The organism is Burkholderia sp. PR2, assembly GCF_052372875.1.
Lineage (GTDB): Bacteria > Pseudomonadota > Gammaproteobacteria > Burkholderiales > Burkholderiaceae > Burkholderia > Burkholderia diffusa.
The window spans coordinates 284,074-297,881 of the sequence record NZ_JBQRWH010000001.1; the positions used below are offsets into that span (position 1 = coordinate 284,074).

Genomic DNA, 13,808 nt, shown 5'->3' on the forward strand with positions numbered 1-13,808 from the left:
GGGTTGGATTGATTGCGTCCTGTGATTCCCTGGTTCGTGGAAATAGGCGCGTCAATGGGGAGCGAAATTCTCACTATAGTACCGATTCCCGTTCAGCGTGCGTCGCCGGCCGCGCGCGGCGAACCCTTCTCACTGGAGGCGCGCGGCCCGTTGCCGGGCCGACGCGCAATACGCATGACGCTATCCGACTCCCGCAGGAATGCGGTCGCGCTCGCGGCCGTCTGTCTCACGTCGCTGATGTTCGGCCTCGAGATCTCGAGCGTGCCGGTGATCCTGCCGACGCTCGAACACGTGCTGCACGGCGACTTCAACGGCATGCAGTGGATCATGAACGCGTACACGATCGCGTGTACGACGGTGTTGATGGCGGCCGGCACGCTTGCGGACCGGTTCGGCCGTAAGCGCGTGTACGTGATCGGCACCGTGCTGTTCGGTGCGACGTCGTTGCTGTGCGGGCTCGCGCCGACCGTGCCGGTGCTGGTCGCGGGCCGGCTGCTGCAGGGCGCGAGCGGCGGCGCGATGCTGATCTGCCAGATCGCGGTGCTGTCGCACCAGTTCCGCGAAGGGCGCGAGCGCGGCCGCGCGTTCGGGATCTGGGGGATCGTGTTCGGGATCGGTCTCGGCTTCGGGCCGCTCGTCGGCGGCGCGATCGTCGCGCTGGCGAACTGGCCGTGGGTGTTTCTCGTGCATGCGCCGCTCGCGGCCGTCGCGCTCGTGCTGATCGGCGGCGCGGTGCGGGAGTCGCGCGATCCGCACGCGGGCACGCTCGACGTCGCGGGCATCGTCACGCTGTCGCTTGCCGTGCTCGGTCTCGCGTTCTACATCACGCAGAGCGCGGAGCTGGGGCTCACGAGTGCGGCCGGGCTCGGCGTGCTCGGTGCGACCGTGCTCGCGCTGGCCGGCTTCTTCATCGCGGAGCGCACGAGCGCGCGGCCGATGTTCGACTTCTCCGTGTTCCGGATTCGCGCGTTCACCGGCGCGATCTTCGGCTCGATGGGGATGAACTTCAGCTTCTGGCCGTTCATGATCTACCTGCCGATCTGGTTCCAGGTCGCGCTCGGCTACGACAGCGTGACGGCCGGCCTCGCGCTGCTCGCATACACGCTGCCGACGCTGGTCGCGCCGCCGTTCGGCGAGCGGCTCGCGCTGCGCTACGGGCCTGGTGTCGTGATTCCGGGTGGCCTGTTTACGATCTCGGCCGGCTTCGCGCTCATGCGGATCGGCAGCGGCGTCGAGCATGCCAGCTGGCTCACGATGCTGCCAGGCTGCGTGATCGCCGGCATCGGGCTCGGGCTCACCAACACGCCGGTCACGAACACGACGACGGGCGCGGTGCCAAGCTCGCGCGCCGGGATGGCGTCCGGCATCGACATGAGCGCGCGGATGATCTCGCTCGCGCTGAACATCGCGACGATGGGCTTCGTGCTGGTTGCGGGGATCGTCGCGAGCCTGAAGGCGGGCGTCGCGGGGGCGGTCGATGTGGGGACGCTGCGCATGCTGGCGCAGCAGATCGCGTCGGGCCGCACCGATGGGCTGCAGGCGATCGCGCCGGCGCTCGCAAGGGCCGACCCGACCGGGGCGGCGCTGCACGCGGCGCTCCTGCACGGGTTCGGCTGGGTGATGGTGTACGGCGCGGCTGGCGTGGCCGTGCTCGCGATCGCGAGCGCGGTGGCGTTCGCGCCGGCAAGGCGCGGGGCGGCGGTGTGTGATTGATGCACGCAGTGTCGCGCGCGGCCGGTTCCGCGCGCTTACGCGCCGTTGCCGCGAGCGTCGATCCGGCGTTGCGTGTCCGCGTCGACGATCGCGCGGATCGTGCTGAATAACGGCACCGCGTCGGTGTAGCGCCGGCCGTAGCCGAGATTGAACGCGTAGTCGAAATCCGGCGGATTGCTGCCCTGGTTGTGCTGGAGGATCGTTTCGAGCTTGTCGAGTGCCTTCGCGGCGCGCGCTTCCGGTGATGCCGCCGCCTCGTATTCGTCCCACAGTGCGACGATCTCGTCGCGCAGCACGCGATCGAGCCCGGCCGTCAGCGTCAGCAGGTCGTCGCGTTCGTGTGCGTTCTTGTCCGGATGCGCGGCCTGCTCGATCGCAGGGATGTCGCCGTGCAGCGCTTCGCCGAGATCGTGGACGACGCACAGCTTCAGCAGCTTCGTCGTGTCGACGTCGGGTAGCGCATCGGCAAACACGAGCGCCATCAGGCACAGCCGCCAGCTGTGTTCGGCCGTGCTTTCGGCGCGCCCGGTCGACGTATGGCCGCTGCGCAGCACGTCTTTCAGGCGTTCGGCTTCGCGCAGGAAATCGAGCCGCGCGTGGATCGTGTCGAGGTTCATGGCAGGGAAGTGCTTGATTCGAGCCCTCAAGCGTACGTCGCGCGGACGCGATGCGTCCACGCATGAAATATGCGCGCCGCGCTTGCTACAACGTTTCGACGAGCCGCGCGGCGGAGCCGTCCGACAGCGTCATCCGTGTCCATCGGCAGGTGCTGCCGCGGATCGGCACGACGCGCGATGCATTTGCGCCGGTCGCGAATTCGACGCTCGGCGGCCCCGCGCGATCGTGCCAGCCAAGCGGGTCGAGCGCGGCTTCCATGCGGACGATTTCCGGCGTCGCGTAGCGCCACAGCGATGTGCCGAGCAACGTCGGCAGCGGCCGCGAGAACTCGGCCGCGCGCGATGGCGAGCAGGCGAGCAGACGGTGCGTGAGGTCGCACACGAGATGCATGCGGGCCGTGCTGCTCGCGATCAGCCGGGCGAGCGCGTGGTCGCCCGCTGAATCCAGGCGCGCGGCAAGCAGCCGCTCGGCCATCGCGCGCTCGTCGGGCGACATCTGCTGGATGCCGGCTTCCCAGCGCGAAATCGTCGATTGCGCGACGCCGAACAACTCGGCCGCGTGGCTCTGCTTCACGCGATGCAGCGTGCGCCAACGCTTGAGTTGCGGGCCGAGCGGTGGGGAGTGAAGCGGTGAGGCGGGCATGTTCGTGCTCCGTTCGGGATGCGGGCCGCGCTGGCGCCGCGTTGCGAAATGAATCAATCGGCCGTTGTTCCGGGGATGCCTGGATCACGACGAGCTTGACGTCGGGCGTCAGGACTCACCGGAATTGTTTTCGCCAGGCTTTCAACCGGCTCCTCCATATCTTATTATTCGGCGAAAGCGGAGTGCGCCGGCTGTCATTGTTCATGTTGAAACATGATGCGCCGGTCAGCTCTGGCTTCCGACTTCCGCATCGCACGAACGCGCGGTCGGCACGACGCGGGACGCGTGGCCAGCGCGTATCCCGAAAAAACATACGAGGGCGCCATGGTACGACTGGTCTTGCTGCTGCTGGGCATCGAATATCTGCGAACGCGCTCGCGCGGGCTGACCGTGCTGGGCTGGCTGTGGGTCGTCGCGGGCGTCGGCATCTTCGTCGACGCGCTCGACGGTGCGCTGCATTTTCCGATCGAACTGTTCGCCTGGCTGTTCCTGATCGAGGGGCTCGCGACGCTCGCGGTGGCTGGCAGCGGCGTCGGCGGGCAGCGCATCCTGCGCTACGTGAAGGGCATCGCGGTCGTCGTGGCCGCCGGGCTCGTGTTCGCGGGCCATCATCACGGCCACTTCCTCTTGTCGATGATCTTCGGCACGCTGTTCCTCGTCGACGGGCTGCTGCAGTGCACGTCCGCATGGATGGTGCGTTACCGGCGCTGGAACGTTGCATTCGCGTGGGGCGTTGTCGAGATCCTGCTGGCCGTCTTCTTCTATCAGCCGTATCCGACCCACTATGTGGGTACCGTGCCGTACTGCCTCGGCCTGCTGCTGATGTTTGGCGGGATGCACATGCTGAGCCTTGCCGCGCGCGTTCGGCGGCTGACGCGCAATCCCGCGTTCGTCACATCGCCGGCGCCGTCGATCGTGCCCGACATCGACGCGGCGCCCGACGTCCCGCGCTTCACGCAATCGGAATGGGACGGCCCGCCGGCCGACCACGAGCACGCGCTGACCGTGCACGTATGGACGCCGACCGGCACGTCGAAGGCCGAAGCCCAGCGCTATCCTGTGATCGACCGCTACATCGCGGCGGTGGACGTCAACGGCGTGATCTCCACTGGCCATGCGGCGCTGGAGTCGCCCGAGGGCATCTACATCAGCCTCTATCCGGCGGTGGAAATCGATCGTTCTCCGGACGAATTCACGCGGATTCTGCGCGCGACGCGCGAGAACGACGTGCCGGGCCTGTTCCAGCCCGACTATGCGACCGAGTCGAAAGCGTGGTGTCCGTCGACCGTGCGCGTGCGGATCCGCAATTACGATCCGGCGAAGCTGGCCGCATTCTGGTCGTCGTATCGGCAGACCGTCACGTACAACCTCACGCACCGCAACTGCTCGAGCACCGTCTCGAACGCGCTCGAAGCGGCACTCGACGGCGCGGTGTGGCGGCTCAGGGGCACGCGTGCCGGGTGGGGCGCATTCATCCGGCTGCTGCTCACGCCCGAGCTGTGGGTCGCCGCGCAGATCCGCAAGCGTGCGGTGACGATGGCCTGGACGCCCGGCCTCACGCTCGACTATGCGCGCGCGCTCAGCATGCTCGCCGATCCGCGGCCGTTCGCGTGGTGGAAGGTCGCGCGCTCGGCCGTGAAGGCGATCATGGCGTCGCGCCGCGCGTGGCGAGCGCAGGACAGCGCGGCACTGTCACCGGGTGAATCGGAAGCCGCGTCGGTGAAATAATCGTGCGGTGCCGGACGAGGGCCGGGCGCGACAGGTTCCGCCGCCGGACGATCCGGCGTGGTTGCCCGCTATCGGAACTTGCCTGGCGAACAACAGTGAACTCCACGAGCGCATTCCGCATCCTGATTCCCGTTTGAAGGTTCCCCGGTTCCCGATCTCGACGCGGTATGGCTTGCCTGGCCGGGAGGCCGTCATCCTGGGATGCTCCGTCGCAGGATGAAGATGGCGACAGGGCAGGCCGGCGTCGCAGGCGCAGGAAGGCGAGCGTCGGGATCGGTGCCGCCGATAACGGGCTCGGCGTTGCACGACGAATTCCTTCGTCGACCTTCATATTGATGCCACGTTGCGCGGACAACAATCGCGGGCAGACATTCGACAATCTTGCGGCGCATCCCGCGACTGCAAGCCTTTTCCGAGGAAACGCCATGCTCAAGACGCTCGCCCGCGCCGCGGCCGCACTCGCCGTCGCATCCGCCTCGCTGCACGCCGTCGCGCAGACCAGCTACGACTACCTGTTGCTCGCGGCTTCGTGGGAGCCCGGCTTCTGCGCGTCGCACGACACGCCGGAGTGTACGAACCTCGCCGGCACGTACGCGGCGACGAGCCTGTCGCTGCACGGCCTGTGGCCGAACAGGTACGACGGCAACCAGCCGTTCTACTGCGGCGTGCCGCAGAGCGACGTCGATCTCGACAACGCGCACCAGTGGTGCAGCATGGATGCGTATCCGGTCAGCACCGCGACGCGCAACACGCTGTCAACCTACATGCCGGGCGTGGCGTCGTGCCTCGACAAGCACGAATGGTTCAAGCATGGCACCTGCTCGAATTCGGCATCGCCGGACGCATACTGGAACGAGGCGGCCGGCATGGTCAGCCGGCTCGGCAACACGTCGTTCAACGCGTTCCTGCAGGCGAACGCGGGCAAGACCGTGACGCGCAACCAGCTGCTGTCCGCGTTCGAAGGCGCGTTCGGCAGCAATACGCGCAGCGCGGTGTCGCTGAAGTGCACGAAGACCAACGGCGTCAGCTATTTCACGGAAGCGTGGATCGCGGTCAAGACGAATGCGACCACGCAGTTTCCGAGCGCGGCGTCGCTCGTGACGGACGGGAATACGCAGGGGACGTGCCCGACGTCGGGCGTGTATATCGCGAAGTAACGCGCGAAGTTGCGCGGGATGCGCCGGTCGGAAGCGTTCCGGCCGGCGTGGCGCGGGTGTTGCACGTCTATGCGAGCAGCAGCAGTGCGTCGGCGAGCGACAGCACCGTCGTGCGCGTCTCGAACGCCGTCGCGAACAGATGCTCGTGCACGACCTCATCTGGGTCGTAGCAGCAGTCCTTCACCGTATACAGCCGGAAATCCGCATCGCTTGCATGCGCAACCGACGACAGCACGACGCCGGTCGACGCAATTCCGACGAGGATCAGCGTGTCGATGCCCTGCGCGACGAGCCGTGACTGCAGGTCGGTGCGGAAGAACACGCTCGCGCGATGCGCGACGGTCAGCGGCTCGTGGTCCAGCCGTCCGAGTTCCGGGCATGGGCCGTCGTCGACGAAGAGGCCGAGCTGCTTGATCCCTTGCCCGTTCTTGTTGCGTGGACTGACTTCCGGGTAGCCCGGGCTGAAACGGAGATTGGCGAAACACACGTGGACGCCGCCCGCCCGGGCTGCATCGCACAGCTTGCGCGTGTTGGCGAGCAGGGTAGGGGCGACCGATGGAAAGAGACCGAGAATGTCGGTCTGGTAGTGCATCACGACCAGTGCGGTTTTTGCCGGCACGATCGGCGGAATCGGTGTGTGCGTGCGGCCTTCCGCGTGTGCGTGGCGAGTCGTTGCGAGATCTGAAGCGTGTTCCGGTTGCATGACTGATGCTCTCCCATGAGTCATTTCGGTGTCTCAGAAAATCGATCGCTCGTTATACGTCGTCAACCATTCCGATGCAAGCGTGCCGGAACTCGGTCAATACGGTCAGCGGTGCCGGCACGTGGACTCACACGCCGACCAGCTTCATCGCATTCATTGTTTTTTCGAACCTGAGGATCGTGATGACGCGCGTGAAGTTATAGGCACAGGATGTGCGAGCTCATTTCGGTCGCGACACGACCAATAGGCCCTCGCCTTCGACAAAACGCCCCATCGTCGCCTCTCATCGGAACGGGTTGGCTCAGTCTGGGTGATCGAACGCGTTTTTACGCAACCTCGGTCGATTGCTGCCGATAGCCGAATTCCCCGTTGAGCGCGCCGGCACGAGCCGATATTCACCTGCCGCCGTCGTGCCAGCCGACGCGCGCCCAACCTCGCCCGCTCAAAAAATCGACCTTCCCGTATAAGTCGTCAACCACTCCAGCGCCAGCGTCCCTGCCAGCGAGTTCCCGTTCGCATCGAGCCCCGGCGCCCATACGCACACGGCCATGTCACCCGGCAGCACCGCGACGATCCCGCCGCCGACACCGCTCTTGGCAGGCAAGCCGACGCGATAAACGAAGTCGCCCGCTGCGTCATAGGTGCCACAGGTCAACATCAGCGCCGACAACCGCTTCGCCGAACTCGCATCGACGACCCGCTCGCCAGTGACGGGCGCGACGCCGCCGTTCGCGAGAAACAGCGCCGCTTGCGCAAGCTCGACGCAGTTCATCGTGATCGCACACTGGCGGCAATACGCGTCCACCACCGTGTCGGGCGGCATCTGCATGTTCCCGAAGCTCGCCATGAAATGCGCCATCGCGCGGTTGCGCTCCGCGTGCTGCAGTTCCGACAGCGCGACGCGCGAATCGTAGTCGAGGTCGGTCGCGCCGTTCAGCCGCCGCACGAACTCGACGAGCGCCGTCTCGGCCTTGACGAAGCGGCGGCACAGCACGTCGGTGACGACCAGCGCGCCGGCGTTGATGAACGGGTTGCGCGGCTTGCCGCGCTCGCTTTCGAGCTGAACGAGCGAATTGAACGCGGTGCCGGACGGCTCGCGGCCGACCCGCTCCCACAGCGCATCGCCCAGCAGCTGGAACGCGAGCGTGCAAGCGAACAGCTTCGAGATGCTCTGGATCGAGAAGCGCTCCTGCGCGTCGCCGACGGTGTAAACGTTTCCGTCCAGCGTCACGACGGCCATCCCGAACTTGTCGGCGGGCACTTTAGCGAGCTCGGGAATGTAGTCGGCGACACGTCCCTGGCCGATCCAGGGGGCGAGTTCGGCATGGATGCGTTCGAGGATCGACTGGTAATTCATCGTGTGTGAGGCAGGGCGGGCGCGCGGCCCGGTTTTCGGAGAGCCCGTATGGAACCGTTTCGGCGCCGATTCGTCAAGCGCGGCGACCATCGCACCCTTATTCTCCAGATCTTCAAACGGGCAATCGGTGGGCGCAGTATCATGCGGTACGTTTCGACCGATGGCCGGCAGCCGGCGCAGGCCTGCCGCCGCCGCGGTTTCCCCGTACGATCCGACCGTTGCCCATGTCTTTTCGCATCCTGCTCGTCGAAGACGACACCCGCCTGTCCACACTGATCGCCGGCTACCTGCGCAAGAACGACTATGAAGTCGACACTGTGCTGCACGGTGACGCCGCCGTCCCGGCGATCCTGTCCACGCGCCCGGATCTCGTCATTCTCGACGTGAACCTGCCGGGCAAGGACGGCTTCGAGATCTGCCGCGAGGCGCGCAAGGAGTACGACGGCGTGATCATCATGGTGACGGCGCGCGACGAGCCGTTCGACGAACTGCTCGGCCTCGAATTCGGCGCCGACGACTACGTGCACAAGCCGGTCGAGCCGCGCATCCTGCTCGCGCGGATCAAGGCGCAACTGCGCCGCGTCCCCGCGCGCGCGGCCGAGGGTGCCGCGCCGCAGCCGGAGCGCTACACGTTCGGCCAGTTCTCGATCGACCGCACCGACCGTTCGGTCGTGCTGCCGGGCGGCGGCTCGCCGGACCTCACGTCGGCCGAGTTCGACCTGCTGTGGGTGCTGGTGTGCCATGCGGGAGAAGTCGTCAGCCGTGACGACCTGATGCTGCAGCTGCGCGGCGTCGAGTTCGACGGTCTCGACCGCACGATCGACGGGCGCATCTCGAAGCTGCGCCGCAAGCTGCATGACGATGCGGGCAACCCGCAGCGGATCAAGACGATCCGCAGCAAGGGTTACCAGTTCAGCAAGCATGCGTGGGAATGACGCCGGCCCGGCACGACGCCGTCGGCCGCCGCATCCTCGCATCGCACGATAGCCGGAAGCCGCGATGATCCGACGCACCCGTTCGCACCCCGATGCAGCGCCGCTTTCGGCGCCGCGCTATGTCAGATGGCGCTGGCTGCATTTCCGCCGCGCGTGGACCGACACGCGCGCCGACCGCATTCCGAGCTGGTCGCGCCTGTACGTGCGGACCTACCTGCATCTGCTCGGCCTCGTGCTGCTGACCGCGCTCGTGCCGGCGCTCGCGCTGTGCGTCGTGCTGTCGCCGGAAGTCGTGTGGCACGCGTTCGACGCGCTGCCGGGCGACATCTGGATCGTGCTGGCGTTCGTGTTCGCAGCGCCCGCGCTCGCCGCATATCGGTGGATGCGGCCGGTCTGGTCGGATCTCGTGATGGTGCGCGAGCGCGCGATCGACTTCACCGGCGGCCGCTTCAACACGCGCGCGCGGGAGTCGCACAGCGTGATCATCGGCCCGCTCGCGCGCACGCTGAATGCGCTCGCGATGCGCATGGAGCGGCTGATCGCGGCGCAGCGCGACCTGACGAACGGGATCTCGCACGAGCTGCGCACGCCGCTCGCGCGCGTGCGCTTCGCGCTCGAGATGCTGCGCGAACCGGGCTCCGCCGCCGAATACCACGGTGCGCTGGAGAGCATCGCGCAGGACGTGACCGAGCTCGAGGAGCTGATCGACATGAGCCTCACGTATGCGCGGCTCGAATACAGCTCGCTGCAGTCGAACCTCGAACTGACCGCGCCGGTCGCGTGGTTCGAGCACCAGGTCAGCGACGCGCAGCTGCTGTATCCGGAGCGTGCGATCGAGTCGCGCATCGCGATCGCGTCGGACCTGCGCGTGAAGATGGACCGGCGGCTGATGTCGTACGCGATGCGCAACCTGCTGCGCAACGCGAGCAAATATGCGGCGTCGCGGATCGTCGTCGGGATCGCGCTCGAGCACGGCAACATCGCGATCTTCGTCGAGGACGACGGCCCGGGCGTGCCGGAGAGCGAGCGCGAGCGGATCTTCGACGCGTTCGTGCGCCTCGACCGCCGCACCGGCGGCTACGGGCTCGGCCTCGCGATCACGCGGCAGGTGCTCCACGCGCACAACGGCCGGATCGCGGTGGTGGATCCGGTCGAACTCGGCGGCGCGCGTTTCGAGATCAGCTGGCCGATCTGAGCGCCGTCAGTACGTGCGGCCGAGCTGCAGGTAGATGTTGCGCCGGCCGCCCGGCGCGAGCGCGACACCCATGTACAGCGGACCGAATGCGGTCGACAGGCTCGTGAAGAACGTGTAGCTCTGCTTGAGCGTGCCGCCGCCGACCTTCACGCCGCTCGTCCACACATTGCCGACTTCCGCGCTGGCGCCGACCGACAGCGCCTTGATCGGGGACGCGTTGAACGTCATCAGCTGGTTCATGTACGTCACGTTACCGTACGCGAGTTCATTGCCGGTCAGCTGGTCGGCCGCATACGCGGCCAGATGCTGGAACCCGCCGAGCGTGAAGTTGAACGCGTTGATCAGGTTGGTGCCGCCGATGCTCTTGCCGCCCTCGATCGTTGCGCTGACGCTGTGCCGGCCGAACTGCTGCGCGATCATCGCCTTGCCGTAGAGCTCGGTGTAAGGCGTGTTCGACGTATCGGCGAGGTCCTCCGCGGACTGGCTGTTGTGCGACCACAGCGACCGTTCGACACGGAATTCGCCGTAGTAGCCGCGGCGCGGGAACATCGGATCGTCGAGCTGATCGATGACGAGCCGCGCCCGCGCGGTCAGCGCCTGCGACGTGAAGCTCGGCCATATCAGCGTCGAGCTGCCGTCATCGAACGGGAACGGCAGGTTGTAGTTCGGCGAGCCGTGCCCGGTCGCGTAGCCGATACCCATCCGGAAGTCGCCGAGCCGGGCGATCGGCAGGCCGAAGTCGAGCCCGGTGCGCGCCGTCTGCATCAAGTACTGATTCAGCTTCACCTCGCCGCTGTTGTCGTACAGGTTCACGTAGCGGCGCTGATATTCCGCGTAGGGCGAAATGTACAAGCCGTATGCGGCCGGCAACGGCTGGCGCAATTCGACGCGCGCCGACTGCAGATCGCTGCCGATCGTCGTGTCCGCGCGGAACTCGAGGCCCGATTCGGTGAGCCACGGCCGCCGGTAGCCGATGTGCAGGCGGAAGCCGCCCTCGTCGGTCGAGCTGCTCGACATCCCGACGCCGAACAGCAGGAAATTCGGCCCCCAGTATTTCTCCCGCGCATCGATCTCGAGCACGTTCTCGTCGCCGTGGCTCACGATCTGCTGCGTCACGCTCTCGAAATTGCCGCCGGTCGTCAGCCCGAGCAGGTCCTGGCTGACGGTCGCCGGATCGTAGGTGTCGCCCGGTTTCACGTGCAGCGCGTCGCTGACGACGCGCTTCGGCACGCCGCCGGTCGTCTTGATCTCGACCCGCGTGATGCGGATCGGCGGCGGCAGCGGCTGCGCATGCGCGGACCGGTAGGCCGCGTACTGTTCCGGCGTGAGCGCGAAGTGCCTGAGCCGCGGGAGCGCCGCGGTCGCGGCGGCCGCGCCGGCGGCGATCGCCTGCTTCGCGTTCTGGAAATCGGTGAACGCGAGCGCGCCGAGGTCGGGCGTGAGCAGCACGTCCTGCGCGGCGAGTTGCTTGCGCTGCAACGTCACGTTCTGGCGGATCAGGATGCCGACCATCTGCTGCATCACGTCGGCCGGCGACGCGAGCGCGTCGAGCGGGCGCAGCGGCGAGCCGATGTCGACGGCGATCACGACCTTCGCACCCATCTGCCGCGCGGTGTCGACGGGCAGGTTGCTGACGAGGCCGCCGTCGACGAGCGCGCGGCCGTTGATCTCGGCCGGCGCGAACAGGCCGGGCATCGCCATGCTCGCGCGGATCGCGAGCGGCAGCGAGCCGCGGTCCAGCACGACCATCTGGCCCGTCTGCAGATCGGTTGCGACCGCGCGATACGGGATCGGCAACTGGTCGAACGGCTGATTGGTCGGCACGGCGGCCGTCCAGTTCGCGAGCAGCGCCTGCAGCCGGTTGCCCTGCACGAGGCCGACCGGCGCCTTCACGCCTTTCTTGCCGAAGCCCAGTGTAAGGCTGTTGATGTACAGTCGCTCGTCCTCGCGGCTGCTTTGCGGCAGGTCCGCGCGGTCGGTCACGTCGAACGCGATGTCGGCCAGGTTCACCTCCGACAGTTGCTTCTGCATCTCGTCGGCGGCCATTCCGCTCGCATACAGGCCGCCGACCACGGCGCCCATGCTGGTGCCGGCGATGCAATCGATCGGAATGCGGTTCTCCTCGAGCACTTTCAGCACGCCCAGGTGGGCGTACCCGCGGGCGCCGCCGCCGGACAGCACGAGGCCGATCGCCGGCCGGCCGGCCGGACCGCCGTCGGCGTTGCAGGTCGGCGCGGGCTTGGCGGCGGGGGCCGCGGTCGTCGTGACGGGGGCGGCCGGCGCGGCGGAAGTGGCCGCCGTCGCGGTGCCGGGGGCGGTGTCGGCTGCCGGCAAGGGCTGCGCGGCAACGGTGCAGCACCAGAGCGCAACGAGCGTTGCGCCCAGTTGGCGCACCCCGAGCCAGCGGGGAAAAGCGGTCGCTGTCATGGAGGAATACCTGGCGTGATCGGGCGTCGGACGCCTGCCGGGAGCAGGCAAGACCGAGAGATTACCGTGTTTTACAAGCGCGACGCGAGAGGCCGATGCGTAGCCGCGGACCTGCCGAAACACACATTCGGCAATCTCGTCGCGAAAAAATCATCGGAATTGTCTAAAGTACCGGAACGATTTGCCGCTAAGTCCATGATGGGGCGGTAAAAGCGCGCCGCGGAGACGCGGCCTGGCCGTTTCGGCCGGTTTGTTCAAAAAAAGGCTTGATATGTCGACACCGCTGTTCGGAAAGTTGTTTGCGCAACCCGTTGCGATCGACCCTGGAACGGCGAGTACGCGGATTTATACGCACGAGCGCGGCGTGGTGCTGAACCAGCCGTCGGTCGTCTGCTTTCGCAAGGGCGGCGCGATGGACGCGCGACCGACGCTCGAAGCGGTCGGCGAGCGCGCGAAGGCACTGCTCGGCCGTGAGCCGGGGCATCTGGAGGCCGTGCGGCCCATGCGGCACGGCGTGATCGCCGATGCGCACGCCGCCGAGCAGATGATCCGCCGCTTCATCGACATGTCGCGCACGCGTTCGCGTTTCGGACGCCGCGTCGAGGTCACGCTGTGCGTGCCGTCGGACGCGACGGCGGTCGAGCGCCGCGCGATCCGCGAGGCCGCGTTCGCGGCCGGTGTATCGGACGTCGAACTGATCGAGGAAGCGCTCGCCGCCGGGCTCGGCGCGGGCCTGCCGGTGACCGAGCCGGTCGGCTCGATGGTGATCGATATCGGTGGCGGGACGACCGAAGTTGCCGTGATCGCGCTCGGCGGCATCGTCTACCGCGAGGCGATCCGCGTGGGCGGCAACCAGTTCGACGCGGCGATCGTCAACCACGTGCGCAACCTGTACGGCGTGCTGCTCGGCGAGCAGACCGCCGAGCGCGTGAAGAATACGATCGGCTCGGCAACCAGCGCGGTGCCGCGCACGTCGACGCGCGCGATCGGGCGCGGCGTCGCGGACGGCCTGCCGCGGTCGATCGAGTTGTCCAACCACGACGTGGCGGACGCACTGGCCGCACCGCTCAAGCAGGTGATCGGCGCGGTGAAGTCGGTGCTGGAAAATGCGCCGGCCGAACTGCTGACCGACATCGCGCATCGCGGCGTGGTGCTCACGGGCGGCGGCGCGCTGCTCGCGGACCTCGAACGCCTGCTGCGCGACGAGACCGGACTGACTGCGCGGATCGCCGACGAGCCGGCCACCTGCGCGGTGCGCGGCGCGGGGGAGGCGAAGGGGCGGCTCGCGACGTGTCCGATGGATTGACGCCGGCCGGGCCGGCGCATTGGCGTT

The 13,808-nt window shown here is 67.4% G+C and carries 11 protein-coding genes; 6 read left to right on the forward strand and 5 right to left on the reverse strand.

Translation table 11 applies throughout. The features are described 5' to 3' along the window. Positions 1–174: 174 nt before the first annotated feature. A complete protein-coding gene (locus tag ACT2FV_RS01255; RefSeq protein WP_444503013.1) occupies positions 175–1,713 on the forward strand; it encodes an MFS transporter in 1,539 nt (512 codons plus the stop codon). 35 nt (positions 1,714–1,748) lie between these two features. Here the strand turns inward: ACT2FV_RS01255 and ACT2FV_RS01260 are convergent, their stop codons facing one another. Continuing rightward, positions 1,749–2,330 carry an HD domain-containing protein gene (locus tag ACT2FV_RS01260; RefSeq protein ID WP_444503014.1) on the reverse strand — a complete coding sequence of 194 codons (582 nt, stop codon included), beginning with the start codon at positions 2,328–2,330 and terminating at the stop codon, positions 1,749–1,751. An 85-nt stretch (positions 2,331–2,415) separates the two neighbouring features. Further along, the gene (locus ACT2FV_RS01265; protein WP_444503015.1) at positions 2,416–2,973 is read right to left on the reverse strand and encodes a helix-turn-helix domain-containing protein; all 558 of its coding nucleotides are present in this window, start codon (positions 2,971–2,973) and stop codon (positions 2,416–2,418) included. 324 nt (positions 2,974–3,297) lie between these two features. Here ACT2FV_RS01265 and ACT2FV_RS01270 point away from each other — a divergent pair, with 324 nt between their 5' ends. Together ACT2FV_RS01270 and ACT2FV_RS01275 are read left to right on the forward strand one after the other, a co-directional pair. Beyond that, positions 3,298–4,701, forward strand: coding sequence for an HdeD family acid-resistance protein (locus tag ACT2FV_RS01270; RefSeq protein WP_444503016.1), 1,404 nt, complete (start codon positions 3,298–3,300; stop codon positions 4,699–4,701). 425 nt (positions 4,702–5,126) lie between these two features. Continuing rightward, positions 5,127–5,858, forward strand: coding sequence for a ribonuclease T2 (locus ACT2FV_RS01275; RefSeq protein WP_124622007.1), 732 nt, complete (start codon positions 5,127–5,129; stop codon positions 5,856–5,858). 67 nt (positions 5,859–5,925) lie between these two features. Here the strand turns inward: ACT2FV_RS01275 and ACT2FV_RS01280 are convergent, their stop codons facing one another. Together ACT2FV_RS01280 and ACT2FV_RS01285 are read right to left on the reverse strand one after the other, a co-directional pair. After that, complete coding sequence (locus ACT2FV_RS01280; RefSeq protein WP_444503017.1) at positions 5,926–6,561, reverse strand: isochorismatase family cysteine hydrolase; 636 nt, start codon at positions 6,559–6,561, stop codon at positions 5,926–5,928. A 442-nt stretch (positions 6,562–7,003) separates the two neighbouring features. Beyond that, on the reverse strand, positions 7,004–7,918 hold the full coding sequence (locus tag ACT2FV_RS01285; RefSeq protein WP_124621949.1) for a glutaminase: 915 nt from the start codon (positions 7,916–7,918) through the stop codon (positions 7,004–7,006). Between the two features lie 224 nt (positions 7,919–8,142). On the opposite strand from ACT2FV_RS01285, the gene ACT2FV_RS01290 reads away from it, so the two are divergent. Together ACT2FV_RS01290 and ACT2FV_RS01295 are read left to right on the forward strand one after the other, a co-directional pair. Further along, complete coding sequence (locus ACT2FV_RS01290; RefSeq protein ID WP_124621947.1) at positions 8,143–8,853, forward strand: response regulator; 711 nt, start codon at positions 8,143–8,145, stop codon at positions 8,851–8,853. Positions 8,854–8,917: 64 nt separating this feature from the next. Then, positions 8,918–10,048 carry an ATP-binding protein gene (locus ACT2FV_RS01295; protein ID WP_059600167.1) on the forward strand — a complete coding sequence of 377 codons (1,131 nt, stop codon included), beginning with the start codon at positions 8,918–8,920 and terminating at the stop codon, positions 10,046–10,048. A 6-nt stretch (positions 10,049–10,054) separates the two neighbouring features. Here ACT2FV_RS01295 and ACT2FV_RS01300 read toward each other — a convergent pair whose 3' ends face one another. Continuing rightward, positions 10,055–12,475: a patatin-like phospholipase family protein gene (locus ACT2FV_RS01300; protein ID WP_444503018.1), complete on the reverse strand. Its 2,421-nt coding sequence runs from the start codon at positions 12,473–12,475 to the stop codon at positions 10,055–10,057. Between the two features lie 271 nt (positions 12,476–12,746). Between ACT2FV_RS01300 and ACT2FV_RS01305 the strand changes: the two genes are divergently transcribed. Next, positions 12,747–13,781 (forward strand): rod shape-determining protein, encoded by a 1,035-nt coding sequence (locus tag ACT2FV_RS01305; protein WP_151050948.1) that lies wholly within the window; start codon positions 12,747–12,749, stop codon positions 13,779–13,781. Positions 13,782–13,808: the final 27 nt, after the last annotated feature.